Origin of the sequence: Streptomyces hygroscopicus subsp. hygroscopicus, from assembly GCF_030269125.1 — a bacterium.
Taxonomy (GTDB): domain Bacteria; phylum Actinomycetota; class Actinomycetes; order Streptomycetales; family Streptomycetaceae; genus Streptomyces; species Streptomyces hygroscopicus_C.
This window is the reverse complement of the sequence record NZ_BSSM01000001.1, coordinates 833,677-859,414: the sequence shown is the minus strand read 5'-3', so window position 1 is coordinate 859,414 and position 25,738 is coordinate 833,677. Positions and strand designations below refer to the sequence as shown.

At 71.0% G+C, this 25,738-nt stretch carries 25 protein-coding genes; 12 read left to right on the top strand and 13 right to left on the bottom strand.

What is annotated here, in order from left to right; all coding sequences use genetic code 11:
• Positions 1-65: 65 nt before the first annotated feature.
• The 4 genes from QSK45_RS03615 (at position 66) to QSK45_RS03600 (ending at position 4,633) form a co-directional block, all read left to right on the top strand.
• On the top strand, positions 66-1,064 hold the full coding sequence (locus tag QSK45_RS03615; protein ID WP_285553092.1) for a carbohydrate ABC transporter permease: 999 nt from the start codon (positions 66-68) through the stop codon (positions 1,062-1,064).
• Positions 1,061-1,891 (top strand): carbohydrate ABC transporter permease, encoded by an 831-nt coding sequence (locus QSK45_RS03610; RefSeq protein ID WP_285553091.1) that lies wholly within the window; start codon positions 1,061-1,063, stop codon positions 1,889-1,891. The genes QSK45_RS03615 and QSK45_RS03610 overlap by 4 nt, the downstream gene beginning before the upstream one ends.
• A gap of 6 nt (positions 1,892-1,897) precedes the next feature.
• Positions 1,898-3,385, top strand: coding sequence for a glycoside hydrolase family 3 protein (locus QSK45_RS03605; protein ID WP_285553090.1), 1,488 nt, complete (start codon positions 1,898-1,900; stop codon positions 3,383-3,385).
• A gap of 741 nt (positions 3,386-4,126) precedes the next feature.
• Positions 4,127-4,633 (top strand): DUF4234 domain-containing protein, encoded by a 507-nt coding sequence (locus tag QSK45_RS03600; protein WP_285553088.1) that lies wholly within the window; start codon positions 4,127-4,129, stop codon positions 4,631-4,633.
• A 70-nt stretch (positions 4,634-4,703) separates the two neighbouring features.
• On the opposite strand, the gene QSK45_RS03595 is transcribed toward QSK45_RS03600, so the two are convergent.
• Both QSK45_RS03595 and QSK45_RS03590 read right to left on the bottom strand, forming a co-directional pair.
• Entirely contained in the window at positions 4,704-6,350 is a 1,647-nt protein-coding gene (locus QSK45_RS03595; RefSeq protein ID WP_285553086.1) for a LuxR family transcriptional regulator, read from the bottom strand.
• Positions 6,351-6,414: 64 nt separating this feature from the next.
• Positions 6,415-7,365: an AAA family ATPase gene (locus QSK45_RS03590; protein ID WP_285553085.1), complete on the bottom strand. Its 951-nt coding sequence runs from the start codon at positions 7,363-7,365 to the stop codon at positions 6,415-6,417.
• Positions 7,366-7,527: 162 nt separating this feature from the next.
• Between QSK45_RS03590 and QSK45_RS03585 the strand changes: the two genes are divergently transcribed.
• Complete coding sequence (locus QSK45_RS03585; RefSeq protein WP_285553083.1) at positions 7,528-8,547, top strand: helix-turn-helix domain-containing protein; 1,020 nt, start codon at positions 7,528-7,530, stop codon at positions 8,545-8,547.
• Positions 8,548-8,729: 182 nt separating this feature from the next.
• On the opposite strand, the gene QSK45_RS03580 is transcribed toward QSK45_RS03585, so the two are convergent.
• The gene (locus QSK45_RS03580) at positions 8,730-9,347 is read right to left on the bottom strand and encodes a hypothetical protein (protein WP_285553081.1); all 618 of its coding nucleotides are present in this window, start codon (positions 9,345-9,347) and stop codon (positions 8,730-8,732) included.
• Between the two features lie 381 nt (positions 9,348-9,728).
• Between QSK45_RS03580 and QSK45_RS03575 the strand changes: the two genes are divergently transcribed.
• A complete protein-coding gene (locus QSK45_RS03575; protein ID WP_285553079.1) occupies positions 9,729-10,514 on the top strand; it encodes a ferritin-like domain-containing protein in 786 nt (261 codons plus the stop codon).
• Here QSK45_RS03575 and QSK45_RS03570 read toward each other — a convergent pair.
• The 4 genes from QSK45_RS03570 to QSK45_RS03555 form a co-directional block, all read right to left on the bottom strand.
• The gene (locus tag QSK45_RS03570) at positions 10,493-11,020 is read right to left on the bottom strand and encodes a hypothetical protein (protein ID WP_285553078.1); all 528 of its coding nucleotides are present in this window, start codon (positions 11,018-11,020) and stop codon (positions 10,493-10,495) included. The genes QSK45_RS03575 and QSK45_RS03570 overlap by 22 nt on opposite strands.
• Positions 11,021-11,517: 497 nt before the next feature.
• Positions 11,518-11,733: a hypothetical protein gene (locus tag QSK45_RS03565; RefSeq protein ID WP_285553077.1), complete on the bottom strand. Its 216-nt coding sequence runs from the start codon at positions 11,731-11,733 to the stop codon at positions 11,518-11,520.
• A gap of 195 nt (positions 11,734-11,928) precedes the next feature.
• Positions 11,929-12,126 (bottom strand): DUF397 domain-containing protein, encoded by a 198-nt coding sequence (locus tag QSK45_RS03560; RefSeq protein WP_285553075.1) that lies wholly within the window; start codon positions 12,124-12,126, stop codon positions 11,929-11,931.
• Positions 12,123-12,992 (bottom strand): helix-turn-helix domain-containing protein, encoded by an 870-nt coding sequence (locus QSK45_RS03555; protein WP_285553074.1) that lies wholly within the window; start codon positions 12,990-12,992, stop codon positions 12,123-12,125. Before QSK45_RS03555 ends, QSK45_RS03560 begins: the two co-directional genes overlap by 4 nt.
• Positions 12,993-13,136: 144 nt before the next feature.
• Between QSK45_RS03555 and QSK45_RS03550 the strand changes: the two genes are divergently transcribed.
• Positions 13,137-13,625 (top strand): ATP-binding protein, encoded by a 489-nt coding sequence (locus QSK45_RS03550; RefSeq protein ID WP_285553073.1) that lies wholly within the window; start codon positions 13,137-13,139, stop codon positions 13,623-13,625.
• A 457-nt stretch (positions 13,626-14,082) separates the two neighbouring features.
• Here QSK45_RS03550 and QSK45_RS03545 read toward each other — a convergent pair whose 3' ends face one another.
• Together QSK45_RS03545 and QSK45_RS03540 are read right to left on the bottom strand one after the other, a co-directional pair.
• Positions 14,083-15,612 (bottom strand): helix-turn-helix domain-containing protein, encoded by a 1,530-nt coding sequence (locus QSK45_RS03545; RefSeq protein WP_285553072.1) that lies wholly within the window; start codon positions 15,610-15,612, stop codon positions 14,083-14,085.
• Positions 15,613-15,748: 136 nt separating this feature from the next.
• Entirely contained in the window at positions 15,749-16,195 is a 447-nt protein-coding gene (locus QSK45_RS03540) for an Lrp/AsnC family transcriptional regulator (protein ID WP_285553071.1), read from the bottom strand.
• Positions 16,196-16,411: 216 nt separating this feature from the next.
• Between QSK45_RS03540 and QSK45_RS03535 the strand changes: the two genes are divergently transcribed.
• Complete coding sequence (locus tag QSK45_RS03535) at positions 16,412-16,909, top strand: rhodanese-like domain-containing protein (RefSeq protein WP_285553069.1); 498 nt, start codon at positions 16,412-16,414, stop codon at positions 16,907-16,909.
• A gap of 24 nt (positions 16,910-16,933) precedes the next feature.
• Here the strand turns inward: QSK45_RS03535 and QSK45_RS03530 are convergent, their stop codons facing one another.
• Complete coding sequence (locus QSK45_RS03530; protein ID WP_285553067.1) at positions 16,934-17,104, bottom strand: hypothetical protein; 171 nt, start codon at positions 17,102-17,104, stop codon at positions 16,934-16,936.
• Positions 17,105-17,462: 358 nt separating this feature from the next.
• Between QSK45_RS03530 and QSK45_RS03525 the strand changes: the two genes are divergently transcribed.
• The 3 genes from QSK45_RS03525 (at position 17,463) to QSK45_RS03515 (ending at position 21,746) form a co-directional block, all read left to right on the top strand.
• Entirely contained in the window at positions 17,463-18,350 is an 888-nt protein-coding gene (locus tag QSK45_RS03525) for a hypothetical protein (RefSeq protein WP_285553065.1), read from the top strand.
• Between the two features lie 179 nt (positions 18,351-18,529).
• Positions 18,530-20,317: a trypsin-like serine peptidase gene (locus tag QSK45_RS03520; protein WP_285553063.1), complete on the top strand. Its 1,788-nt coding sequence runs from the start codon at positions 18,530-18,532 to the stop codon at positions 20,315-20,317.
• A 334-nt stretch (positions 20,318-20,651) separates the two neighbouring features.
• Complete coding sequence (locus QSK45_RS03515; protein WP_285553061.1) at positions 20,652-21,746, top strand: hypothetical protein; 1,095 nt, start codon at positions 20,652-20,654, stop codon at positions 21,744-21,746.
• A gap of 327 nt (positions 21,747-22,073) precedes the next feature.
• On the opposite strand, the gene QSK45_RS03510 is transcribed toward QSK45_RS03515, so the two are convergent.
• Entirely contained in the window at positions 22,074-22,325 is a 252-nt protein-coding gene (locus tag QSK45_RS03510; protein WP_285553059.1) for a hypothetical protein, read from the bottom strand.
• A gap of 227 nt (positions 22,326-22,552) precedes the next feature.
• On the opposite strand from QSK45_RS03510, the gene QSK45_RS03505 reads away from it, so the two are divergent.
• Positions 22,553-22,813: a hypothetical protein gene (locus tag QSK45_RS03505; protein WP_285553057.1), complete on the top strand. Its 261-nt coding sequence runs from the start codon at positions 22,553-22,555 to the stop codon at positions 22,811-22,813.
• A 309-nt stretch (positions 22,814-23,122) separates the two neighbouring features.
• Here QSK45_RS03505 and QSK45_RS03500 read toward each other — a convergent pair whose 3' ends face one another.
• Together QSK45_RS03500 and QSK45_RS03495 are read right to left on the bottom strand one after the other, a co-directional pair.
• Entirely contained in the window at positions 23,123-23,587 is a 465-nt protein-coding gene (locus QSK45_RS03500; RefSeq protein WP_285553055.1) for a hypothetical protein, read from the bottom strand.
• An 8-nt stretch (positions 23,588-23,595) separates the two neighbouring features.
• Entirely contained in the window at positions 23,596-25,629 is a 2,034-nt protein-coding gene (locus QSK45_RS03495) for a hypothetical protein (RefSeq protein WP_285553053.1), read from the bottom strand.
• Between the last annotated feature and the right edge of the window lie 109 nt (positions 25,630-25,738).

The following is a 25,738-nucleotide window of genomic DNA, read 5'->3' as shown; positions in this document are numbered from 1 at the left end:
GTGCGCGTCCCCTGGCGCCCGCAGGGCACACGGATGCCGTACGGCCACGGAAGAGATGACGACTCATGTCAGTGCAGACCGAAGGCACGGACACGGCCGGGGGGCCCGCTGTCCGCAAGGGCCGGGTGCCGGCGCCGCCGCGCGGCGCGGACCGGGCCTCCCGGTCCCCGGCCGGCCGCCCCGCCGCCGCTCCCTATCTCCTCCTGCTGCCCGCGCTCGCGGCCACACTGGTCCTGCTGGGCTGGCCGCTGGTCAAGAACGGCATGCTGTCGTTCCAGAACCTCAACCCGCGGCAGCTCATCCAGCACCTCACCGAGTGGAACGGCTTCCACAACTACCAGCAGGTCCTGACCGGTCCGGACTTCCGGAAGGTCGTCGAGCGCTCGGTCTTCCTCACGGCCGCCAACGTCGTCCTGATCATGGTGATCGGCACCCTGATCGGACTGCTGCTGGCCCGCCTCGGCAAGAAGACGCGCCTCACCCTCCTGGTGGGCCTCGTCCTCGCCTGGGCCATGCCCTACATCGCGGCCACCACCGTCTACCAGTGGCTGTTCGCCCAGCGCTTCGGCGTCGTCAACTGGGTGCTGGACAAGCTGGGCTGGCACTCCATGGCCGACTACAACTGGATGGGCGGCCAGTTCTCCACCTTCTCCGTGATCGTCCTGCTCATCGTGTGGCAGTCGGTCCCGTTCGTCGCGATCAACCTCTACGCCGCGACGACCACCATCCCCAAGGAACTGTACGAGGCCGCCGCCCTGGACGGAGCCGGCGCCTGGCGGAGTTTCACCTCGGTGACCCTGCCCTTCCTGCGGCCCTTCCTCTACTCCACGACCTTCCTCGAGGTCATCTGGGTCTTCAAGGCGTTCCCGCAGGTCTTCGCCATGAACGAGGGCGGCCCCGACCGCCTCACCGAGACCCTGCCGATCTACGCCTACGTCGAGGGGGTCGGCAACCAGCACTTCGGGGTCGGCGCGGCGATCTCCTTCCTGACCATCCTGGTCCTGCTCGTCATCACCTCGTACTACCTGCGCATGGTGCTCAAGCAAGAGGAGGACGAGCTGTGAAGCGCTCGCTCTTCGGCCGCATCTGGCCCAACGCGACCGCCGCCGTCCTCTTCGTCGGCTTCGTGTTCCCCGTCTACTGGATGTTCGCCACGGCCTTCAAACCGACCGGCGACATCATCGCCGAGAACCCGGTGTGGTTCCCGACCCACCTCACCTTCGACCACTTCGACAAGGCGGTGCACGCCGACCACTTCTGGACGCTGGTCGGCAACTCCGTCACGGTGACGCTCTGTTCGGTGCTGCTGTCGCTCGTCGTCGCGCTGCTCGCCTCCTTCGCGCTCGCGCGGATGCGGTTCAAGGGGCGGCGCGGGTTCGTCGTCACCTTCATGCTGGCGCAGATGGCCCCCTGGGAGGTCATGATCATCGCCATCTACATGATCGTGCGCGACGGCGACATGCTGAACAGCCTGGTGCCGCTCACCGTCTTCTACGCGATGATGGTGCTGCCCCTCACGGTCCTGACACTGCGCGGCTACATCGCCGCCGTGCCCAAGGAGCTGGAGGAGTCGGCGATGGTCGACGGCTGCACCCGCTTCCAGGCCTTCCGCAAGGTGATCTTCCCGCTGCTCGCGCCCGGCCTGATGGCGACCTCGCTGTTCGGGTTCATCACCGCCTGGAACGAGTTCCCGCTGGTCCTGATCCTCAACAAGGACATCGAGAAGCAGACCCTGCCGCTGTGGCTGTCCCAGTTCCAGACCGCCTTCGGCGACGACTGGGGCGCCACCATGGCCGCCTCGTCCCTGTTCGCGCTGCCCATCCTGATCCTCTTCATCTTCCTGCAACGCAAGGCTGTCAGCGGTCTGACCGACGGCGCCGTGAAGGGATGACGCCCGATGACCACACTCGCCACCGGCCCTGACACCCTCACCCGCGACGCCCTCGCGGTGCTCCAGCCGGGCTTCGACGGCACCACCGCCCCCGACTGGGTGCGCCGCCGCCTCGGTGAGGGCCTCGCCTCCGTCGCCCTGTTCGGCCGCAACGTCGTCACGGAGGCCCAGGTGACCGCGCTGACCGCCCAGTTGCGGTCCGAGCGGGACGATCTGCTGGTCGCCATCGACGAGGAGAGCGGCGACGTCACCCGCCTGGACGTGCGCACCGGCTCCGCCTTCCCCGGCAACCACGCCCTCGGCGCCGTGGACGACGCCGACCTGACCCGTGCCGTCGCCCGCGAACTGGGGCGCCGGCTGGCCGCCTGCGGCGTCAACTTCGACTGGGCGCCCTCCGCCGACGTCAACGCCAACCCCGACAACCCCGTCATCGGCGTCCGCTCCTTCGGCGCCGCCACCGACCTCGTCGCCCGGCACACCGCCGCCTGGGTCGAGGGCCTGCAGTCCACCGGCGTCGCCGCCTGCACCAAGCACTTCCCGGGCCACGGCGACACCAACATCGACTCCCACCACGCCGTACCCCGCATCGACGTCGACGCGGAGACCCTCTTCACGCGCGAACTGCCGCCCTTCCGCGCGGCGATCGCCGCCGGCAGCCGGGCCGTCATGAGCGCGCACATCCTCGTCCCGGCTCTCGACCCCGACCGCCCCGGCACCCTCTCCCGTCGCGTCCTCACCGACTTGCTGCGCGGCGAACTCGGTTACGAGGGGCTGATCGTGACCGACGGCATGGAGATGCGCGCCATCTCCGGAACCTACGGCCTGGAGCACGGCGTGGTCCTCGCCATCGCGGCCGGCGCCGACGCCATCTGCGTGGGCGGCGGACTGTGCGACGAGGGTACGGTTCTCGGCCTGCGCGACGCGCTCGTGGCCGCCGTACGCTCCGGCGAACTGCCCGAGGAACGGCTCGCCGACGCGGCCGCCCGGGTGCGCGAGCTGGCCCGCTGGACGGCCGGCACGCGCGAGGACGCGGCACGGACGGAGCCGGCACCGGAGATCGGCCTCACAGCGGCCCGGCGGGCGCTGCGGGTGACCCGGTCCGGTGCCGCCGCTCCCGTCAACGGACCTGTCTACGTGGCCCGGTTCATCCCCGAGCCCAACATCGCCGTCGGTGACCAGACCCCCTGGGGCGTGGCCGCCGAGCTGAGACGCCTGGTGCCCGGCAGCGCCGACGGCTCCTTCACCGGCACGGACGCGGGCACCCTCGCCCTCGCCGCCGCGGGTGACCGCCGGATCGTCGCCGTCGTCCGCGACGAACACCGCCACGCCTGGATGCGCTCCGCCCTCGACACCCTCCTCGCCGCCCGCCCCGACACCGTCGTCGTGGAGATGGGCCTGCCCCAGGCGGCACCGCGGGGTGCCCTGCACATCGCCACGTACGGCGCCGCCCGGGTATGCGGGGTGGCGGCGGCGGAGGCGGTCGTGGCGGGCTGAGCGGGAGGACGGGGTGCACCGGGGCTGGTGGTGGTGCGGGGCGGGGGGTGGCTCGGGGCTGGTGGGCAGGCGCACGGGGATGGGCTGAGCATGGTCGGCGCGAGGGCGCGAGGGCGCGAGGGCGCGAGGGCGCGAGGGCGCGAGGGCGCGAGGGCGCGAGGGCGCGAGGGCGCGAGGGCGCGAGGGCGCGGCGGGTGGGGCTGGGGCCTCGCCGGGCCGCTCTGCCCGCACCGATCGGCGGGGAGGAGGTCCCCACGGACGGACCCGTCCACCGATACGGACGTCCACCGAGAAGCCTCCGCGGTCCGCCCCCGGGCCGCCCACCGCGTCGTCCACGGCGAACGGGGCCCCGACCACGTCCTGGTGGACCCCTCGGGCGCCCCCGTCCTGATCGACATAAAGGCACCCTGTACTTCGACGCCGAATGGGAACACGCCTACCTGCGCGTCCGCCTGACCGACACTCACGCCCCGCTCTCCCAGCCGCCCTGGACCACCCCCGCCTCGCCTTCTGCGCGCTGGCCCACCGCCGCTCCCTCACCGAGGGCCCCCTGCGCCTCCTGGACGGCGACTTTCCGCACCGCGAGGCTGATGAAGGCGATCGCGGAGCACAACCTGAGACGGGTTCTGGATCACGAAGACGTGACGACTCTTCATTGAACCGCCAACTATCTTCACAGATCCTTCACTTGCTGTCATGCTCCTCGGTCGGAGCGTCGAACCAGCCGAAGGAGCCCACCACATGGACGAGAACAAGCCCACCACCGATTCCGGCACGAGCGCGCCGTTCGCGACCGGCGGAGCGGTCGTGCCCGGTGCCGGTGCCGGCGCCCCTGCCATGACCCGCCTGCCGGGTCTGGCGATGAAGCGCCGGGGGCCCGTGGCCGTGTGGCTGGGCCTGCCGATCGTCACGCTCGGGATCTACCAGCTGGTGTGGTACTACAAGATCCACAAGGAGTTGCAGGAGTTCGACAGACGCCAGACCCTCAACCCCGCGGGCAGCATGCTGGTCCTGTTCTTCCTGGGCTGGACCCTGATCGCCCCGCTGGTCTCGTACCACAACACGGGCAAGGCCATCGCGAACGCCCAGCGCGCGGCCGGCCTGCCGGTGACGTGCAGCCCCGCCGTGAGCATGTGGCTGGCCTTCGTCTTCGGTCTGAACATCTGGTACATGCAGCGCCAGCTCAACCTGGTCGTCGACGCCTACCCGGGCGCCGCCCCGGGCACCGAAGTCCAGCTGGCGGCCTGACCCGGCCCGGAGAGCGTCACCCGTCGCTCGCCGTGAGCCGACTCCGCGCGGCCTCACCGGCGTGGCACCGTCACGGAGGCAGCACCTCGCGGAGCCTGCGGCGCGAGCCGATGCCCAGTTTCCGGAAGACCTTCGCCAGGTGGTACTCGACCGTGCTCGCGCTGAGGAACAACGCGGCCGCGATCTCCTGGTTCGTGGCCCCCTCGGCCGCCAGCCGGGCCACCCGTGCCTCCTGCGGGGTGAGCCCGGGGTCGCTCTCGGGGGCGTGCGCGGGGGTACGACCGCCCGTCGCGGTCAGTTCCAGGCGCGCCCGCTCGGCGAAGGCCGCCGCGCCCATGCGGACGAACAGCTCGTGCGCCGCCCGGAGTTGTTCCCTGGCCTCCTGCCGGCGGCGACGGCGGCGCAGCCACTCGCCGTACAGCAGGCGGGTGCGCGCCACCTCGGGGGTCAGCCCCGCGGGGGCGAGGTGGGCGAGGGCCTCTTCGAACAGGGGCTCCGCGTCGGCGGCCAGCAGGGCCCGGCCGCGGGCCAGCAGGCCCATCGCCCAGGGTGTGCCGCTCGCGACCGCCCGCTCGGCGAGCCGGGCCAGCGCGCGCTCGGCCGTGTCGCGGTCGTCGTTGCGTACGGCGGCCTCGACCAGGTCCGCGAGGGCGAGGCCGCCGAAGTGCGGCGGGTCCTGCTCGAAGACGGCCTGCGCGGCCGCCTGTGCCTCCCGGTAGTGGCAGTGGCCGAGTTCGAGCAACGCCAGTGAGGAACGGGCCAGTTGCACCTGGAGGCCGCCCGCGCGACCGGAGTCGGGTCCCACCAGGGCCGCCACCGCCGCGCGCGTGCGCTCGTCGTCGCCCCGCCACGCGTGCAGCATGACATCGCTGGGGTGCGAGCGGCGGGGGTCCGCGCCGGTCGCCTCCGAGACGTCCTTGAACTCGGCGAAGTGCTCCTCGGCGGCGGAGAGGTTCCCGCGGAACAACTCCCAGGTCGCCAGGGCGTGCGCCGCCACCTGAAGCATCCGCAGCGCGCCCTGGCCGCGTGCCGCGGCGGCGTACCGCCGGGCGCAGGCGCCGAGCGTGTCGAGGTCCCACAGCTCGATCGCGCCGATCATCCCCAGCAGGATCCACCGGGCGGCGTCCGTGAACTCGGCCCGCTCGGCCTGCATGGCGGTGAGCGCGGCGCACAGGATCGGCGCGGCGGCCGGATGGCCCACGGCGATCAGCGTCGCGTGCCCGGCCAGCAACAAGTCCGCCACGCCGGGCTCGCCCGGGACCGGCGGCGCGTCCAGCGCGCTGCGGGCGATCTCCAGGGCACCGGCCCCGCCCCGCGCGTGCCCGGTACCGAGGGATGCTCCGGCCCCGGCCGACGCGCCCCGGGCCGTGTCGGTGGTGTCGGCGGATGTGCTGTTCCGGTCCCGTGCGCGTCCGGCCGCGTCCACGGCGTCGGCGGGGGCATCCGCCCCGGTCCGCGCCTTCCCGGTCGTCCCCGCGGTCTCGGCGGGTGTCCCGGCGCCGGCCCCCGCGTTCCCGGCCACGCACACGGCGTCGATGGCTTCCAGCAGCGTGTCGTGGGCGGCCCGCGGGTCCGTCGCCAGCAGGATGCGCGCGGCCGCCAGGAGGCTGTCCACCGCGTCGTCCCGGCCGAGCAGCACGGAGATCAGTCCGTGGAACCGCCGTGCCTGCGCGTCGATCCGGGGGGTCCCGTGGTCCGGCGACAGCAACTCCAGCAATTGCTCGGCCCGGTACGGCGCACCGGCCGTCAGCGCCGCCGCGCAGGCGGCGAGCAGCCGTACGTCACGGGTGAAGCCCTGCGGGGAGAGTTCCGCGGCGCGTTGCAGGAAGGCCGCCTGGGCGAGATACCCGCCGTGCTCGCTCGTCGTCGGTGGCGGGCCGCAGCCGCTGTACGGCGCGACGCACCAGGTCGGCGTCCCCGGTGGGGTCGGCCGCGGCCGTCAGCAGCACGGTGCGCACGAGCGGCGGCAGCCCCCGCACCTGGGCCAGGAAGCGGGCCTCGACCCGGCGATCGAGGGGCAGCGGCTCGCCCTCGGTCAGCTCTCCGGCCGCCACCGAGCGGGCCAACTCCCTGATGGCCAGCGGGTTCCCGGCCGTCTCGGTGAGAATCCGCCGTGCCACGACGCGGTCGATCCCCCCGTCCACCCGCGCCGTGAGCAGCGCCAGCGCGTCCGGGTCCGGCAGCCCGGCGAGCTCCAGTTCGGGAAGGGCACCGAAGGGGGTGCGCGGTACGTCGGCCTCCCGGACGCCGAACAGCATCACGATGGCGTCGGCGTGCAGCCTGCGACTGACGAACGCGAGGACGTCGAGCGACTCCCGGTCCACCCACTGGGCGTCGTCGCAGACGATGAGCAGCGGCTGCTCGGCGGCGACATCGGCGAGCAGGGTCAGGGCGGCCAGCCCGACGAGGAACCGGTCCGGGGGCGGCGCCTCGCTCATCCCGAACGCCGTTTCCAGCGCGTCCCGCTGGGGCGCGGGCAGCCGCCCCCGGCGGGACAGGAAGGGCAGCAGCAGACGGTGGAGGCCGGCGAAGCCGAGCTCCTGCTCCACCTCGACCCCGGCGACCTGGCTGACCCGGAAACCGGAGGCGCGGGCGACCGCGTACTCCAGCAGAGCCGTCTTGCCGATGCCGGCACCGCCGCGCAGGACGACGACTCCGCTGAGGCCCTCGCGCGCCCTGCCGAGCAAGCCGTCCAAGGCAGCCCGCTCGGTCCCCCGATCGTACAAGAGCATGATCGAACCCTAGCGGACCTCGGTCTTCACGCCTCCGCCGCCGAGCGAACGCGCCGTCCCCGGGGTGGCGCACCCGACGACTGGGGACTTTCCCTGATTCGCGGCTCCCCGCGCCGCGGCAGGGTGGAGGTGAAAGCCGGTACGGTCGTGAAGGCGGGGAACATGGTGTCGGATGTACGCACTTCGGGTCTGGGGTTCCTCCAGGTCTCCACCCTCGTGCGGGAGCCCGGCGGCACGCAGGGGACGGCCCGGCCGGGACCGGAGCCGGGGACGGGGCGGTCGAGCGGCGCGCCCGGCCCGGGGGCGAACTGGCCGAACGGCGCACCGGCACCGGGGACGGTCGTGCTCAGCGTGCAGGACGCGGGAGCCACGGTCCTCACCCAGGGCGACCGCAGCGCCGAACTGGCACCGGGGGACATGATCCTCAACGATCCCGCCAGCCCCTGGGAGTTGGCGCACGAGGGGCCGATCAGGATGCACGTCTTCAGAGTGCCGCAGGGCGCGCTGGCGGTGTCCGCGACCGACCTGCGGCGCGTCGTCGCGGTGCCGATCCGGCCCCGGGACGGTGGTGCGGCCGCGCTCCTGTCCCCGATGCTCCGCTCCCTCGCCTCGACCGTACGACCGTGCCCGGACTGGCTCGCGGAACGGCTGGCGAGCCATACGGCCGACCTGCTGGCCACCCTCGTGACCGAGCGCAGCATCGACTCCGCGGCCGGTCCCGGGTCCGGCCCCGCGGACCCGCTGGTCGCCCGCATCCGGCGGTACGTCGACGACCACCTGGCCGACCCCGGCCTGTCACCCGGGACGATCGCTGCCGCCCACTTCGTCTCGGTGCGCCACGTCCACCAGCTCTTCGCCACCCAGGGCACCACCCTCGGCCGCTGGATCCGGCAGCGCCGCCTGGAGGAGTGCCGGCGCGAACTCGTACACCGCGGACGGCTGTCCGTCTCCGCCGTGGCGCACCGCTGGGGGTTCGTCAACCCGGCGCACTTCAGCCGCGCGTTCCGGCGGGCCTACGGGATGTCGCCGACGGAATGGCGCCGGTCGAGCACACCTCCCGTGTCCATGGACGGGGGTCCCGGCGATGTCCGCCCCCGGACAGACCCCCGCCCGCTCCCGCGTGAGTTCACGAACCCCGTGGACTCTCCTCGCACGCCCGCCGTCGACCGCGGCTCCTCCTGATCGTCTCCGGAGAGAAGGACCGGACGGCCCCGCGGTCCCTCGCCGACGCCTCCTGCGAGTCGCGGGCCCGCGACGGGCACGCGGTCACCGGAATCCACGAAACGCGGGTCCCGGCCACGCGTCGGCCACCGACAACGGCCGGCAGGAGGCGGCGGCGACGGTCCTCTCCCTCGTCCCCCGCTTCACCCGCTGACCGGAGCGGCGCGCACGGCGGCGTCCAGCACCTTCGACTGGGCGTCGACGAGGTCGCCGGGGATGTCCGCCGGCTTGCCGGGAACGTCGGAGATCGCCTTGTAGACCGCCACCGTTGACCCGTGACGTACGGCGGCCACGCTGGTGGGAACCCTCAAGCTGTCCGTACCGGAGCCCATGACGGTCGCGAACCGGAAGGCGACCCCCTCGTCCCCCTGCGCCGGCGCGTCGGTGACCTCGATGTCCTCGCAGGTCACGTTCATGGTGTCCCGCGTGAATCCCACGCAGGTCTTCAAGGCCGTGCGCAGCTCGCCGATCGCCCGAGCGGCATCCGCGGGGCGGTACGACACCAGGGTGAGGATCGCGGAGTGTCCCTTCCTGCCCGCGACGCGCACCACGCTCCCGACGGGTGTGTACGCGCTGGCCCCGTTCAGCACGGCGCTGACCGGCGCGCACGAGGAGGGTGCGGTGTCCGTTCCGCGGTCGGCACGGACGACATCGCTCCCCAGACCCCTCGCGCCGGTCCCGATCGCGTTCACCCGGACTCCGGGCAGGTCATGAGCGTCCACGACGTCGTCTTCGAGCTGCTCCTGCGACAGCACCCGCACATGCCGCTCCGCACCCCGTCCGACCGCTCCCTTCGCCGCCGGGCCACCTCCGCCGTGCCCGCCACCGCAAGCTGTCACCCCGAAGGCCAACAACCCCACGACCGCCAGGCGTCTTCGCCCGCTGATCCCGCTCATGATCCTCCCCAGATCCGTCATCGCCTGTCGCACGGAGCCGGCAAACGATACCGGTCCCGTCCGCCGGCACCCGCGAGCATCCAGCCGCCGGGCAGGCGCCGCAGCCGCTGCGCTCGTCGGCCCGGCCGGCAGAAGAGAGCCGCCGTGCCGATCGGCTTGCTGCGGTGGGCGGGGGAACGGTCCGCTGCCTGCCGGCGTCGTCCCTCTCCGGGGCACAACGGCTGGGCCCCGGAGAGGGGAGACCGGGTGCGTACGGGAGGCTTCGCCCAGTGGACGAGGCGGTTCGAGGAGGAGCGCGAGCGCAGGCGCGCCCGGGGCGAACCGGACTGGGCGCGGGGCGCGACACTGCATCCGGCGGTGTGGGCCGGCATCCAGCGTTTCCAGATCGGCGAGGACGGCGACGGCGCCAACCTCGTCGGCAAGGCCGACGCGGCGGGCGACGGCGACTACGCGCGGGCGGTCCGGCTCTTCGTCGCCGAGGAGCAGCACCACGCCCGTCTGCTGGCCCGGCTGTTGGCCGCGGGCGGTGTACCGACGCTGACCGGCCACTGGAGCGACGCGGTCTTCGTCCGACTGCGGCGGCTCATGGGCCTGCGCATGGAGCTTCTGGTGCTGATGATCGCCGAGGTGGTGGCACTGCGCTACTACCGGGCCCTGCGTGACGGGAGCCACGACGCGCTCACCTCGGACGTGGCGGGACGGATCCTGTCCGACGAGCAGCGCCACGTCCCGTTCCACTGCGAGCGACTGCACGCCTCCCTGATGGACCTGCCCCGCACGACGCGCCGACCGGTGATGGCCCTGTGGCAGCTTCTCCTCCTCGTCGTCTCCCTCGTCGTCGCCGCCGACCACGGGGCGGCGCTGCGCCGACTCGGCATCGGGCGGCCGCGATTCGTGTCCGACGTCATGGCCTCTTCCGGCACGGTCGTCTCCGCTGTCCTCGCGCCCCTCCCGGACGCGTGGACGAGTACGGCCGCCGAGCGGCAGCCCACCGCGTCCCGCACACGTCGTCAGGGGGAAGGGGGCGGGTGACCCGCTGATGACGTGGTCGTCCTGCGCCGGTAGTACGCGAGCGCCGTGGCCGCGAGGAGGGGCGCCCAGGCCGGCAGCGGGGCGTAGCAGACCACGAGGAGCACTTGCTGGGCCGGCGTCCGCGTGACGCGCTCCATCAGCCCTGCCGCCTGGGTCCAGGCGAACCACCCGACCGTGGCGCAGAGCACCGCCGCCCCGAGCATGGCCGAGGCCGCCGCCGCGAGCGCGTTGACGCGACGTCCGCCGATGAGCGGGAGCCGGCGCGGTGCGACCTCGCCCCACGGCCGTACCAGTCCGAGCGTGAGCAGCGCGAGACCCTCTGTGATCAAGGTCAGCGAGACGGCCACGACGGCCTCGCGACCGTTGCGGCCCGACTGCTCGGCCACCGGGAGCCCGGCGACCTGGGCGATCCGCCACAGGCCGGACGGCAGGGTGACAAGGGGCACGGTGTGGGCGGCGAGGACGGCCCAACGGGGAACATCGGGTAACGCGTCGGTCTTCACCATGGCCTCCATCGTGCGCACCCCGAGACGCCCCCGCATCCGCACGCGGGATGACAGGCCCTCCTCCACGGGGAGTACCCCGCCACCACGTCGGCGTCGGACGCGAACTCGCCGCTTCCGCCGGTCGCCGGTGCACCGCGTCCACGGGTGCGGGGTGCCGCGAACGCACGTGGTCGATGCCTCCATGCCTCCGGCGACACCGCGGCCTTCCGGGCCCGCACGGGTCTCGGGCCTGTGGCCTCGTCCCTGCGTCGTCCACGCGCTCACCCTCACCGTTCCCTGCCGGGCCGTTGATGTCAGTGGCCCTCCGATCCGTAGCGCTGTGGCTCCGACCCCCGGGCGCTCGTGCGTGACGGTTCGTCACGCGGTACCGGGGCGGTCATGACGGGCACCCACGTCAGGGAGATGACCGGACCGGACAACACCGCGAAGACGACGAAGCCCCGGTCAAAGCCGCGACGGAGGGACTTCCGGCGCGTGGGCGGTTCAGAGGCGCGGCCCTACAACGACGGAGTCGGCTTCCTGCGCCGGGCGAATCGACGCCGGGCTACCCAGAGGTCGACCAAGAAAAGCACTGATCCGGCGATGGGCCAGCCCACGGACCCACCGTCGCGGTAGGTCCCGATGCCGATCACCAGCAGCAGCGAACCGACCGCCACGCCCATCAAGTCGAGGAGGACGTCTGCCTGCCTCGCGATCTTCGAAAGTTTGACCACGGCCGGATCGTGACAGGTGACCGCGCTCCTCACCAAGGGTCCGGTCGACGCCGGCCGGCCCGGCGTCCCTCACGGCCACGGCTCCTGCCCGCCTCGACGCGCGCCACCGTGGATCACCCTGGGCACGGTAGCCGTGACGCGTGAGCCCTGCCGTCCTTGAGCGGGCGGCAGGGCTCACGCTTTGACGTACGACCGTCAGGCCTTCCTGACGAACCCCGCCCACGTTTCGTGAGACACACGGATAATGGGTCCGGCCACGGCCTTGGAGTCACGGATGTATACGACTCCCGTGTCGGCCGCGGCCTCGACGCACTGGCCACCCTCGGCTCCGCTGTAGCTGCTCTTGAACCAAGTGAGGTCGGAGGCTACGGCTGAGGACTCAGAGCTGTTCATAGCGATCTCAGCAACCTTTCCACGAAGTCGAGCGACTCTCGCGAGGGGAGAGCCTGTGATCGGATGATCCCATAGCGGGCGGCAGCGAGAGTCGTCTGCTCCGGCTCGGTCTGGAGGGCGCTGGTTCCCTGGACTTCGGTATAGACGAACCTCATTCCGTCCTTGCGCGTGATGACCGTGAACGCGCCATCTACGCCAGCGTTGCACTCGCGGTCTGTGGGCATGACTTGCATCTCGACGTTCTGCTTTTCGGCGATCAGAAGCAGTTGTTCCAACTGACCGCGGTGCACCGTCTTGCCGCCCCAGGGGTGTCGCAGGGCCGCCTCTTCGAGCACGAAGCTCAGTAGCGGCGCGGGCCAGCGGTTGAAGATGTCCTGTCGGGCCATGCGGGCCGCCACACGTTGCTCGACGGTCTCCTGGTCCAGGACCGGGCGCCGCATGTTGAGGACTGCCCGCGTGTACTCCTCGGTCTGGAGCAGACCATTGAGCACATGGGTGTCGTACGCGAGTAGCTCAAGAGCCTCTTTCTCCAGCGCCGCCATCCCCTGGAAGAACACCGGATACTGAGCCCGCTCCACCTGCTCCTTCCACACCGTCAGCAACCCGCCCGCGTCCAGGACCTCGTCCGCCCGCTCGATGGTCCGGGGTGACGGAATCCGCCGCCCCTGCTCGTACGACGCGACCGTGGACGCCGAGTATCCGATCCGCCGCCCGAACTCCTCGCGCTCCAGGCCCGCCCGCACCCGCAGCGTCTTCAACGTCTGCCCGAACGCGATGACCACGGCCTGGCCGGACGTGTCCGCCGTCGCCTGCCCCGAGTCGTCCGCCACCACGGTCTCGGCCCTCTCGTCCGTGCCCTCGGTCATCTCTACCGCCTCCCTGGCCCAACGCCGCCCCGGCGGCCTCGTCACGCCGCGCGCCTCGTACCCGCACCACCTTCACGCGTACAACGGCCCGCGTCGGTGCGTCACCACTGGTCACGCTACGCGACCGGGGACACCGTTGTCGGCATGACGAGCCGACTCCCCAGCCCCATCAGCGCACCCCAACCCAGCGGCCTCGGTGACGACTTGAGCCGTACCTTCGAGATGCGTTTCACCTCCACCCCACGCGGTGCCCGCCTCGCCCGCCGACTGGCCGCCCACCGGCTGGACACCTGGGGCATCCCGTACGGCACCGACCCGCACGAAGAGATCGTGCTGGTCCTCGGCGAGCTGACCGCCAACGCCGTACGGCACGGCCACGTCCGCGGTCGGGACTTCCATCTGCTCCTGCACGTGAGCGCGCCCACCCGCACGGTCAGGATCGAGGTCACCGACACCCGCACCGAACGCACGCCACCTCGACCGGAAGCGCTGCCCGCCCCCGACTCCGAGGACACCGGCGGCCGAGGGCTGCTCCTGGTCGCGGCGCTCGCCACCCGCTGGGGCTGGCACCTCCGGCCCGAAGGTCCGGGCAAGACCGTGTGGGCGGAGTGCGTGTGCGCGACTCCCGCATGAGCCCGTGACCGGGGGTGGAAGAACGCGCCGGGATGACCTTGAGCGACTACACCCCGTTCGCTCACCTCACCGCCCCCGACGCCCTGTTCCGGGAGCCTGCCGAACTCCTCGCTCAGTCGCTTCTGTACGCGTTCCCAGGCCGCGTCGGTGTCCTCTACAGAGGAGAGCCGGGACTCCACTGCCCGCGCGAGGGCGATGACGGGTGCCGCCGCCGGCCGGCCGCTCACGGGCTCCGTCACCTTGTCCGACCCCGACGCATCCCAACGGCTCATCGACAAGCAGCGCTCTGTCACTTCGGGAGTGTTCCGGGGACGCGCCATGTGGAATCGCGCGGCGACCCGAAGCCCTCGGTCCCCGACGAAAGTCCCAGAGAAGTCCCACAGGCGCCGCCATCTCCCGTTTCCTCGCATGTCCATGCAGGTCGGTGGGGTCTGACGGCGCCTTTCGCACAGAACCCTCAGATGTCCCGGAAGATCTCGATCTGCGCCCCGATCGAGTTCAGCCGCTCCGCGAGGTCCTCGTAACCCCGGTTGATGACGTACACGTTGCGCAGCACCGACGTCCCCTCCGCCGCCATCATCGCCAGCAGGACGACGACGGCGGGGCGCAGGGCCGGGGGGCACATCATCTCGGCGGCGCGCCAGCGGGTGGGACCTTCGACGAGGACGCGGTGGGGGTCCAGCAGCTGGAGGCGGCCGCCGAGGCGGTTGAGGTCGGTGAGGTAGATCGCGCGGTTGTCGTAGACCCAGTCGTGGATCAGGGTCTGGCCGGAGGCGACCGCGGCGATGGCGGCGAAGAACGGGACGTTGTCGATGTTCAGGCCCGGGAAGGGCATGGGGTGGATCTTGTCGATCGGCGCCTCCAGCTTGGAGGGGCGGACCGTGAGGTCGACCAGGCGGGTACGGCCGTTGTCCGCGAAGTACTCCGGTGAACGGTCGTGGTCGAGGCCCATCTCCTCCAGGACCGCCAGCTCGATCTCCAGGAACTCGATCGGCACGCGCCGCACGGTGAGTTCGGACTCGGTGACCACCGCCGCGGCCAGCAGGCTCATCGCCTCGACCGGGTCCTCGGAGGGGGAGTAGTCGACGTCGACGTCGATGTTGGGCACGCCGTGCACGGTCAGCGTGGTGGTGCCGATGCCCTCCACCTTCACGCCCAGCGCCTCCAGGAAGAAGCACAGGTCCTGGACCATGTAGTTGGACGACGCGTTGCGGATGACGGTCACGCCGTCGTGCCGCGCCGCGGCCAGCAGCGCGTTCTCGGTCACGGTGTCGCCGCGCTCGGTCAGGACGATCGGGCGGTCCGGGCGGATCGTGCGGTCCACCTGCGCGTGGTACTGGTTCTCGGTCGCCGCGATCTGGAGGCCGAACCGGCGCAGCGCGATCATGTGCGGCTCGATGGTCCGGGTGCCGAGGTCGCAGCCGCCGGCGTACGGCAGCTTGAACTGGTCCATGCGGTGCAGCAGCGGGCCCAGGAACATGATGATGGACCGGGTGCGTACGGCGGCCTCGGCGTCGATCGCCGTCATCTCCAGCTCGGCCGGCGGGACCAGTTCCAGGTCGACCCCGTCGTTGATCCAGCGGGTGCGCACACCGATGGAGTTGAGCACCTCCAGCAGGCGGTACACCTCCTCGATGCGCGCGACCCGGCGCAGCACGGTGCGGCCCTTGTTCAGCAGGGACGCGCAGAGCAGGGCCACACAGGCGTTCTTGCTCGTCTTGACGTCGATGGCGCCGGACAGCCGGCGGCCGCCGACGACCCGCAGATGCATCGGGCCCGCGTAGCCCAGCGACACGATCTCGCTGTCCAGCGCCTCACCGATGCGGGCGATCATCTCAAGGCTGATGTTCTGGTTGCCGCGCTCGATGCGGTTGACCGCGCTCTGGCTGGTGCCGAGCGCCTCCGCGAGCTGCGTCTGTGTCCAGCCCCGGTGTTGCCGGGCGTCACGGATGAGCTTGCCGATGCGTACGAGGTAGTCGTCTGCCATGAGGCTGAGGTTATCTCAGATATGAGATGGCGCCTGTCGGGTGGTCCATTCGGGTGATGTTGCGTCAGTGACCTGCGGTTTCAGGGCAGATGCCCCGGTGGAGGGCGATTCATCCGCAATGCCCTCCATTGTGGGTTTAGCCGCTGATGGGGCGATGGGGGAGCGGGGACGAGTACACGACGCTGGTCGTCACCGAGCCCAGGCCGCCGATCCGGCCGGAAACCTCCTCAAGGTGGCGCATCGAGCGCGCGGCCACCTTGATCACGAAGCAGTCGTCGCCCGTCACGTGATGCGCCTCCAGGATCTCCGGCATCGCCTCGACCAGGTCGTGGAACGGCTTGTAGTTGCTGTTCGGGTAGCGCAGCCGCACGAACGCCATGATCGTCAGCCCCACCCGCTCCGGGTCCACGACCGCCGCGTAACCACTGATCACCCCCGCCTCCTCCAGCCGCCGCACGCGCTCCGTGACCGCGCTGGCCGACATCGAGACGGCGCGTGCGAGGTCGGCGAAGCTGGTCCGTCCGTCGCGCTGGAGGACATCGAGAATGCGCCAGTCGATGGCGTCCGGGGATATCGCGGTCATGGAGGAGGAATAGCACGGATTCCCCGGCCGCCCGGCCGCCGGCCCCGTGGATCACGCCTTCAGCGCGCCGGTTCCGGTCCGTAGATTCGAGCCCGGGTCAACGGCCGGGTCGCCCGCCCTCGCACCCCACCCCCGCACAGCCCCCGCAATCGCCCCCCCACAGCCCCGCACAGCCCCGCACGGCCCCGCGCCCCCGCCTCAAGAAAGGCCCCGCACATGCCCACGACCACCCGGAACCCGAACCCGGTCCTCCGCACCGCACCCGCCGCCCCCGCGGAAGCCGCCGCCTACTTCCGCGCCTCCCTCCGCTTCCACGCCGACGTGGCCGACGTCGCCGCCGTGCTCGCCGCTCCCCGCACCCCCGGCACCCCGGGTGACCCCGGATTCGTCCTCGTCGACTCCCGCTCCACCGAGTCCTGGGACCAGGGACACATCCCCGGCGCCGTCCACCTGCCCACCGCCCTCGTCCCCGAACGGGCCGAGGCCCTGCTCGACAGGTCCGTCCCCGTCGTCACCTACTGCTGGGGCCCCGGCTGCAACGGCGCCACGCGTGCCGCCCTCGCCCTCGCCGAACTCGGTTACCAGGTCAAGGAGATGCTCGGCGGGTTCGAGTACTGGGTGCGCGAGGGCTTCGCCTACGAGACCTGGCAGGGGCCGGAGCGCCGCGACGCCGACCCGCTCAGCGCCCCGGTCGCGGGCGCCTGCGGTTGCTGAGGCGACGCCGAGACCTCATGGCGTCTACGACGACGGGCGCGTCCAGGCGCGGACGGCCGGCCTGCCGGTGGTGCCGAGACCGAGGTGCGGCGTCATGGTCCCCGGATCGGCGCCCCGCTTCGCCCGCACCCTGACGTACGGGACGTCGACGGCGGTGCCGGACCCGGTGGTGTCGCGCCACATGAGGCCCGACACGGCGCTCTCACCGGGCTTGAGGGCCGGCGGGCGGGCCGACCCGTCGAATCCGGACCCGCCCCCGGCCGCGGACGCGCCCGCTCCGGACGCGCCCCCCTCTGGTGCGCCCGCGGGTCCGGACGCACGCCGCGAGCAGCAGGAGCGCGGCGACGGCAGGGAGAAGTGAGGTGGCGTTGCGCATCAGCGCATCCCATCAGTGCCGCGAGCACCGAGGCCATGGTGGAAGCCACAGTTGCGGCCGGAAGTGTCCGGCCCCTGGTAGCCGGGCCACGCAACCTGACGCGGGCCCGTGCCCTCTTCCTGGACGACGGATCGAGGGGGCGAACCGGCCCGGCCGTCGGTCACCGAAGGGGAATCGTTGTTCCGTAACGCGGTCCGGGGCCTGAGCGCCGTCGGCCTTGTCGCAGTGTCCCTGCTGGGAGCGGCCCCGGGAGCAGTGGCCGGCGGAGCGGGCCGGGCCGCGTCCGGGAGCCCCACCCCCGCCGTCCGGCTGGAGTACCACGTGCCCGGAGGCAGGCTCCTGGCCGCGGGCGACCCGCTCTGGTTCAGCATCGACGGCATGGCGCCGGGCTGGGACAGGGTCACGGTCACCTCGCCGGCCCTGGAGCGGCCGGTCTTCCTGGCCCCGGTGCGGAAGGGCGCGACGCGGTCGACGGAACTGGACGAGATCGCCGCACCCGTCGTCCGGCCGGGGCTGCGCGCGGGCACCTACCCCGTCACGGCGGCCGCCCACGGCCGTACGGTCGCCACCGCGAGCCTCGATGTGGCGGCGGCGGACGCGGCGGAGATCTCCCGGTTCGTCGTCGGGCCCGCGAAGGAGTTGCCGGGCGGCGACACGTCCGCCCCGGTGCGGCCGGGCAGTGCCGTCCGGCTCGTCCTCGTCGATCTGAGGCCAGCGCCGGAAGACTCCCTCACCGTCAGGTCACCCATCTTCGACGGCCCGGTGACCATCAGGACGGGCAGCGCCGACGACCCCGGATGCAAGTGCGACGATCCCGGCACGGTGTACGCGGGCCACGCACGGGTGCGGAAGGACGTGCCTGCGGGCCGCTACCCGCTGACCGCCGTCAGTCATCACGGGCGGCAGACCACGGAGCGGCACGTCACGGTGCTCGGCGCGCCTGCCGGCCACGGAGGCGACTCCCGGCCCGCCGTCGGCGCCGCCGCGGCCGCCGGGGCCGTCCTCGTCCTGGGCGCGGTGGTCGTGGTGCGCCGCCGCGCACGCGCGACGGCGTCGTCCGGGTAACGGCGGCCCCGGCACCGGCGGCCCGCTCCTGCCACGGGTGGGTCACCGGCCGGCGCACGCCTTCCCTGGTGGTCCGTGTCCTCGTCCGCCGGTTCCGGCCACGCCTTCCCGGCGCCTCATCAGGGCCGCCTCCGATCCGGAGGAAGCCGGCCTTCCCTCCCCGACCCAGAAAGCATTCCTTGCCTACCTCGCCCATCTCACGCAGACGAATATCGCGCCTCGTCGTCTCGGCGGCCGGAACCGCCCTGCTCCTGTCGAGCGGGACGAGCGTCGCCCACGCCGCCGAGCCGAACTGGTCGGACGCCGACGCCGTCCGGTTCTGGACACCGCAGCGCATGGCATCGGCCACCGACCCGGCCCAGCCCGCGCGGCCCGCCGGCCCGCCCCCGCCCGGACGACCCACCGCCGCCGCGGCCGTCATGCCGACCGCCCAGCACACCCCAGGACTGAGATCCGTCGGCACGATCTTCAGCTTCACGACGGACCCGACCACCGACCGGATGCGGGCCCACAAGTGTTCCGCCAGCGTGGTGGACAGCCCGGGGCACGACCTGATCCTGACGGCCGGCCACTGCGACGGGGGCAAGGCCGTCTTCGTCCCCATGTACACGGCCGCGTACCCGCTCGACGAACAACCGTTCGGCTTCTACCGGATCTCCCGCTGGTACACCGACAACCGGTACGTGCACGGAAGCAAGAAGCCGGTCTCCGATCTCGACTTCGCCTTCGGCCGGCTGGAGCCCTCGGCGAGCGGCGAGCAGGCGCAGGACGTGGTGGGCGCGAACAAGGTGGTGCGCACACCCGGCTACCTGAACAAGGTCACAATGGTCGGCTACCCGTCCAGCCACAACCCGAAGGACCAGGCCGTGCGCTGCCCGGCGCAGACGGAGGCGTTGCCGGGCTTCTACCAGATCCAGGCCAAATGCCGCGGCATGTGGGGTGGCGTCTCCGGCGGCCCCTGGTTCTCCGCGGTCGACTGGTCGAAGGGCACCGGCACGATCATCGGCAACGTCGGCGGCTACAACGGCGGCGGCAACGACGCCGACGTCGACTGGCTCACCTACAGCCCCATGTACGGCGACTGGTTCTTCCGCCTGTACGAGGAGGCGAAGAGCGACCACCCCACCTCGCACGGCACGTCCTACGAGCAGCCGCCGCTGCCGTACTCCATGGGAGACGGCGCGACCTGGTCCCACGCCAGGCTGATGGCCTCGGGCGAGTACACGGGGGACGGCAAGGGCGACCTGATCGTCGTCTGGACCGACGGCGAGGTGACCCTCTACACCGGCGACGGCGACGGCGGCTTCACCGGCGAACGCCGGCTCGCCGCGCCCAACGGCCCCTGGAAGAACGTGAAGTCCCTCACCGGCGGCGACTTCTCCGGCGGCACCGGCTCGGACCTGCTGGCCGTCTTCGGTTCGGGCGAGGTCAGGCTCTTCCCTGACGTGGGGACCAAGGGTCTGGCGGGCGGGACCAGGCTCGCCGGGGCCGGCTCCGTCTGGACGAACGCCGCCCAGATCACCGCGGGCGGCTTCGGGACCGCCGCGTACGTCACCGACCTGCTGGTGCGCTGGAGCGACGGGGAGGTCACCGACTACACCGGGGTCGGCGACAAGGGCTTCGGCACCGAACACCGGCTCCAGAAGCCGAACGCCACCTGGAAGGGCGCCACCCTCCTCGCCGCGGGCCAGTTCACCGGAGGCGACCGGTGGGACGCCCTGGTGCGCTGGTCGGACGGAAGGGTCTCCCAGTTCCAGGACGTCGGCCCCCGCGGCCTCGGCGGGCAGCTCGCGATGTCCTCGGCCGGCGGCGTCTGGTCCCAGGGCTCGGTCATGACCGCGGGCGGCTACGACTCCGACGGCCGGCCCGACGACCTCGTCGTCCGCCGGCCCGACGGGGAGACCGGCATGTACGCCCGCACCGGCGCGGCCCCCGGCACGGAACGCATGCTCGTCGCTCCGCAGTAGGGCTCCGCCACCCCGGACGCACCGAGAACGAGCTGTCCTGTCTCATCGAAGTTTGTCGACTCCTGGGCGTTGACCTGTGCGGACTGTCTTCGTTGAGATGGGACGGTGGGCGGAAAGATGCCGCGACGCGCCGCAGGCGCGTCGTGTGGACAGGGCTTCGTCGTCGTGAGCAGTCAGGGCTCCATAGGGCATGAAGGCACATGAGGCACGTATGAGTGTTGCGGTGTTCCGATCGGAACACCGCAACACTCATCCCCCCGGCGGGCGGGCAGCCTTCGTCCATTGCTGCCAGTGACAGAATGGCTTTCGGCCGGAGACGGGGAGGGGCCGAACCATGGTGCTGAAACGGGGCCGGAAAGGTGAGCTGGGGATCGAGGTTCTGCCCTTGATCGAGCTGGCCCTGGGTGAACCACCGGACGGCCAGACAGCAGCACTCCTGCGAGACCAGCACCCGGAGACCATCGCGGCTATCAGCCGCGCGCTGCGTGAGTCGCTGGACAACGTATCCCGGCTCCAGGGTCACCAGACGCAGTACGCCTTTGAAGCAGTGACCGTGGCGCTGGGTGTGGTCCGACTGATCAAGACCGAGGATGCTGGGCTGTACTACTTCGATGATGCCCAGGGCAAGCTGCTGCCGCCCGACTTTAGGATCGTGCTGCGTGACGGCACTGTGCTCCTGGTCGAGGTCAAGACGGTGGCGCCCGGCATGGAGAAGAAGGTCAAAGTACGGGCCGATGACATGGCCGCCGCACAGGCTTACGCCCGTATGACGGGCGGGCGCCTGTTGTACGCCCACTACTGGGCCGGGCCCAACCTGTGGACCCTTGTCGATCCCTCCAGGTTCGAGAAGGCGGGAGCGCAGCGGCGCCTTTCAATCTCTTCCGCCATGAAGGGCAACGAGATGGTTCTCCTCGGTGACGCTACGCTCGCAGGGACGTGGCCACTGACCATCTCCGTACTCTTCGACCCCGAACAGGAGCAGCCGGCGACTGGACCAGACGCCCAGGAGGGCGAGCGCCTGGTCGCGGTCACCGGCCTCCAGCTGACCAACGCGGGACAGGTCATCACCGATCCCGTGGAAAAGAAACTGGCTTGGTTTCTCGCCCAGTACGCCGGATGGGTGCCGGAGGAAGCAACCCACACTGACGGTGACGGCCGTATCGTCAGACTGGACTACAACCTTGCCCCTGACGGTGATGAGGAAGCCTTCGCCACCTATACCCAGCAGGGTTTCGCCTTCTTTGGAGCGCTCAGCAGCGTCTACACACGGCGCTTTCTTATGAGCACGACCACCGAGAACGGTGACATCACCGCTCTCCGTCAGGAACCCAGCCCGGCATTGATGACCCAGCTTGTCCCCGACGACTACTGGGACAAAGGGCGGGAGCATGTCCTCCGCCTTTGGCGGTTTCACCTGCAGCCCTCCTGATCCGGCAGTGGGGAGAGCTGCCCCTCCTTGCTGCCAGGCCGGTCACGGCCCAGATTCGGGCTGCATACCGTCGTGGCGATCGCGCTTGCGGGTGTGAGCGTCACCGCTGGGTTGTGGTACGCCGACATCCAGTTCCGAGAGAGGTTTAGGTCAGCAGCGAGGCACGCTCGGTTACCAGGGACACCAACGGCGGTGGCTGATCAGCTCAGCACGGCCTGGGCCTCGTAGTACGGGATGAGACTGGCCCGGCCGTCGTCCCCCATGACTACGGTGATGCGCTGCATCCTCGCGCTCTTCAGGTCCGCCGGCGACCAGGATGCGGGGATGCTAATTGTCCGGTGGGCAGTATCCATCTGCCCTAGTGATCAGGCCGGGCAGGGCAGCGGGCCTGGAGGCCATGTTGCTGAGCACCGTGTCGACCACGAAGGTGTGCGCCCCGCCGCCCGGATGCGAGGCGGTGATGCGGAAGCCGTCTGTCACGGGGGCGACGGCGACGAGGTCGAGACGGATACGCTGCTCGTCGGCGACCTCGTCGGTCTTGTACTGGTCGGCCTCGGGGAACAGTACGTTGAAGTACACCGTGGCCTGCGGGCGCGCGTAGCCAGGTGCCCAGCGGCCGGTCGGTTCCCAGCACTGCGTCCGGTGCCTCGATTACCGGGGGATGGGATGGAGGAGGACGTCCGACGGGAACTGCGCGAGGACTCCCCGTGCGGTCTGGCCGGCGTATCGGACTCGGACATCACCGTTACGTACACCGTGCGACGCGAGGACAGTTTCGGGGCACAGCGACGTGTAAGCCACGCTGTATGCAGGCCGACTTGGACGCGGCACTGATCAATGCCGTGCACGCCCGGCTCGACGCCGCCAGCCGCCGCGCGGTCCAGGACGATCCTCTGGAGCGGGCTCTGAACGACTTCAAGGGCGAGTACCTAGACGCCGCGCGGGCGCAGGTACCCGAGAAGTTGTCCCGGGCCGCAGCACATCGCACAGCGCTAATCGAGCAAGTATGTAGCCGCTTCTCCCAGCTCGCCATGGAGGGATTCGCCGAGGAGCCGAAGCCGGCCTGAGAGGGAGTGACCCGACGGGCAAAGCGCCACCGCGGTCTCGACACCGGTCGTCGTTAGGCTTCGCGCATGGAGGTAGATCACGAGCTACAGGGCCCAACGCCGGCCGGTGGCGCCAGAACGGCTCTGAGTCCGCCGACCTTGGGATGAGGTTGACAACCCTAGACAGCCATCGCACCCCGCGGCGCGATCGACGCACTGCACGCGGCCCGCGCCCGCCGCGCCACCCACACGTCCGAACACTGGATCGACTTTTCCAGTTCGGACTGACTGGTCTGGGCCGCGCGACGGGCACGGGCGGTTGAGGTTCTGCTATCCCTGTCGAGCGCGTGGCAGCCAGGGGCGTCGTCCCGGAACGGCGGGCAGCCGTTCGTTGTCGAGCGGGTCCAGCGCGCGCCCGACACGGCCCTCGCAGCGCAGCACCGCCTTGGCCTCCAGGGAGTCGGGAAGGTTTATCAGGGCTAACTGGGTCCAGGTTTCCCGCCGTCGGGGGTCCATACGGAAGTGATGTCGCATGCGGGGAGCCAGAGCGGCTTCCTGGCGGCGCACACTTCCGACGTAGGCCACGAACGCATCGTTGGTGAGCGCCGCGTAGACGCCGGTGCGCACCTGCGCCCAGTGTTTCCGGTTCAAGACCTCGGCCATGGGGACGAGCCGGGGAAGTGACCATCCGCGAACGACCCCGTAGGGGCTGGGCTTGCCCAGATCGCCCAGGCCGGGCACTTCAATGCTCATGAGACGGTCGACATGATCGGCCAGGTCGGCGTCGAACCGCACGGGGGCCCTCACTGGACACCCTGATCGTCGACGCGGGCACGGTTCACGATGCGGTGGGTCATCGTCCAACGCTCGAGCCTCTTGGTGATCGTCTCCAGCTTCTCGACGCTCTTGTGTGTGTCGGGCCAGCCGCAGTCCTCAACATACGGGAGCACGGCGTCGTCGTCCTTGCGGCCCCCCATGCGGTCGACGCTGCTTTCGAGTTCCTCCACCGCGTCCCTGATGACGTCGGTGTCCTCGGCGACCTGCGCGGAGGCGGACGGATCCTCGATCTTTTCCGGCTTGGCCAGGGCCAGTTCCCTCAGTTCCTTGCCCGTGAACACGTCCTGGTCTGCGGCGCGAGCTGTGTGTGTCTGGGCTTTCCGGTCCTCTCCCACGCGGCGAATCGGATGGCCTTGGCGTCCATCTAGGATGGCCTGGGCGAGTTGCTCGAGTCCTTGTGGGGTACGCGCGAGCCTGCGCAGCAGCTCGGCGGGTTCCTGCGCCTCGCCCTTGCCAGCGCCGTGCGCGCTGCGTTGAAGGACCGGTCCATCGTTGCCCTTGCCGCAGGTGAGGTAGAAGGCGGCACGCACCGCGATCTGTTGAGTGGCAGGGCCGAGGCCGGGGTTTCGTCCTCGGGATCGTTCTGCGACGGCCGCAGTCTGCTCCTGGCGGGCGTCGGCCAGGATTTCCTCGATTGGCCTCGTGTCGACACCCATGCCGCGCAGGTCGGTCATTCGCAGGGCGCGCTCCAGGGCCGAGCGGCGGCTTTCGCGTGAGTGGTCGGAGGTGATGGCCCGGGCCACGACATGGGCGGTGAGTTCGGAGCGGGCCTGGGAGCGCGCGGCGCCAGTGACACCTCGGGTCTTGAGGGCGTTGCGGATCACCCGGTCCGATGGGGTGTTCGGGGTGGACAGCAGCGAGGACACCCCGAGCGCCGCGATGTCGTCCGCGTACAGGTCCGCGTTGGCTGCGTCCTTCGGGTGGTCGAGCCACTGCCTGACCGTGGCGGGCTGAACGCCCGGTGGTGTGGCCAGGAGGTTCTTTTGCTGCAGGGCCTCCAGGACCGCCTCCGCCCGGGTCTGCCACTCGGTGTCGGGGGTGAACGTGGTTGGACGGTCGAGGTGTTGCTGGGCCACCAGGCGACGGCGCGCTTCGTCCATCGTCGTGGTGCCATCCACGGTCAGGACGACCTTGCAGTTCGGCATCACCGCCCGCATCAGCTTGGCTTCCTCGGCCTTGGTGACGGATGTGTTGGCGGCGATCACCTTGCCCGCGATCGACAGCAGTTCCGCCCGACGCTGCTGCAGTGGGTGCGTCCGCAGTTCTTGGGCGGTGGTGGGCACCATCCGCAGCCACTCCAAGACAGTGCTGGCTAGGATGCCTTCCGACTGCTGGACGAAGTAGGTGCGGCCGTAGCAGTCGGCCGTCTCGAACCCCCCGAGCCAGGGCTGTCCCGGTAGGCCGATCAGGAGGGGGAAGAGGATGCCGCCTTGCCGGACGCCGTTGTCCTTGATGTCGCTGCCGTAGGGGTTGGTGTTGTCGATCAGGCTGTCGATCTTGGCGAGTTCGGAAAACAGAGCCTGGTGGGCCGTGTCGAGATCCTTGCTGGCGCGCAGGTCGAAGGCGCACGCCCGGTTGCCCGGGGCTGCTGTATAACGCGGGAGGTGGAAACCTCCGCTGTAGCGGGCTTCGCCCATGCGCAGGTTCTCCGGTGCCCGGATCAGTGAGGCGATCATGGCGTCGAGTTGCGCCGTGATGCCGGTGACGCCGGGAGAGAGGACCTCACGCCGTGGACGCTTGAGCTGGTCGATCAGGGCCTGAGGATCGGCGGCCATCAGCGGCATGGTAGCCGCGATCTCCTCGGACAGACCAAGCCCGACGGCGAGTTGCCTGATGGCCTGGTACTGCTTCCAGGACAGATTGGTGATCTGGCCGGCGCGGACCCGCAGTTCGTCGCTGCGTCCCTCACGATCGGTTTCCGACTCCGCGGCGTCGGTGGTGTTGGTGAAGGTCTCCGGGATGTGGCCGGTGGAATCGTTGAATGGGAGCTGGTCGCTCATCTGCCACCCTCTTGAGGGCTCAGGGCGTGCAGGCGTGGCACGCCGTGTGGGCGTGCGATCAACGCACGGGCAGACGCGGACATCTGAGCCCCGGCGTGCCGACCGGACG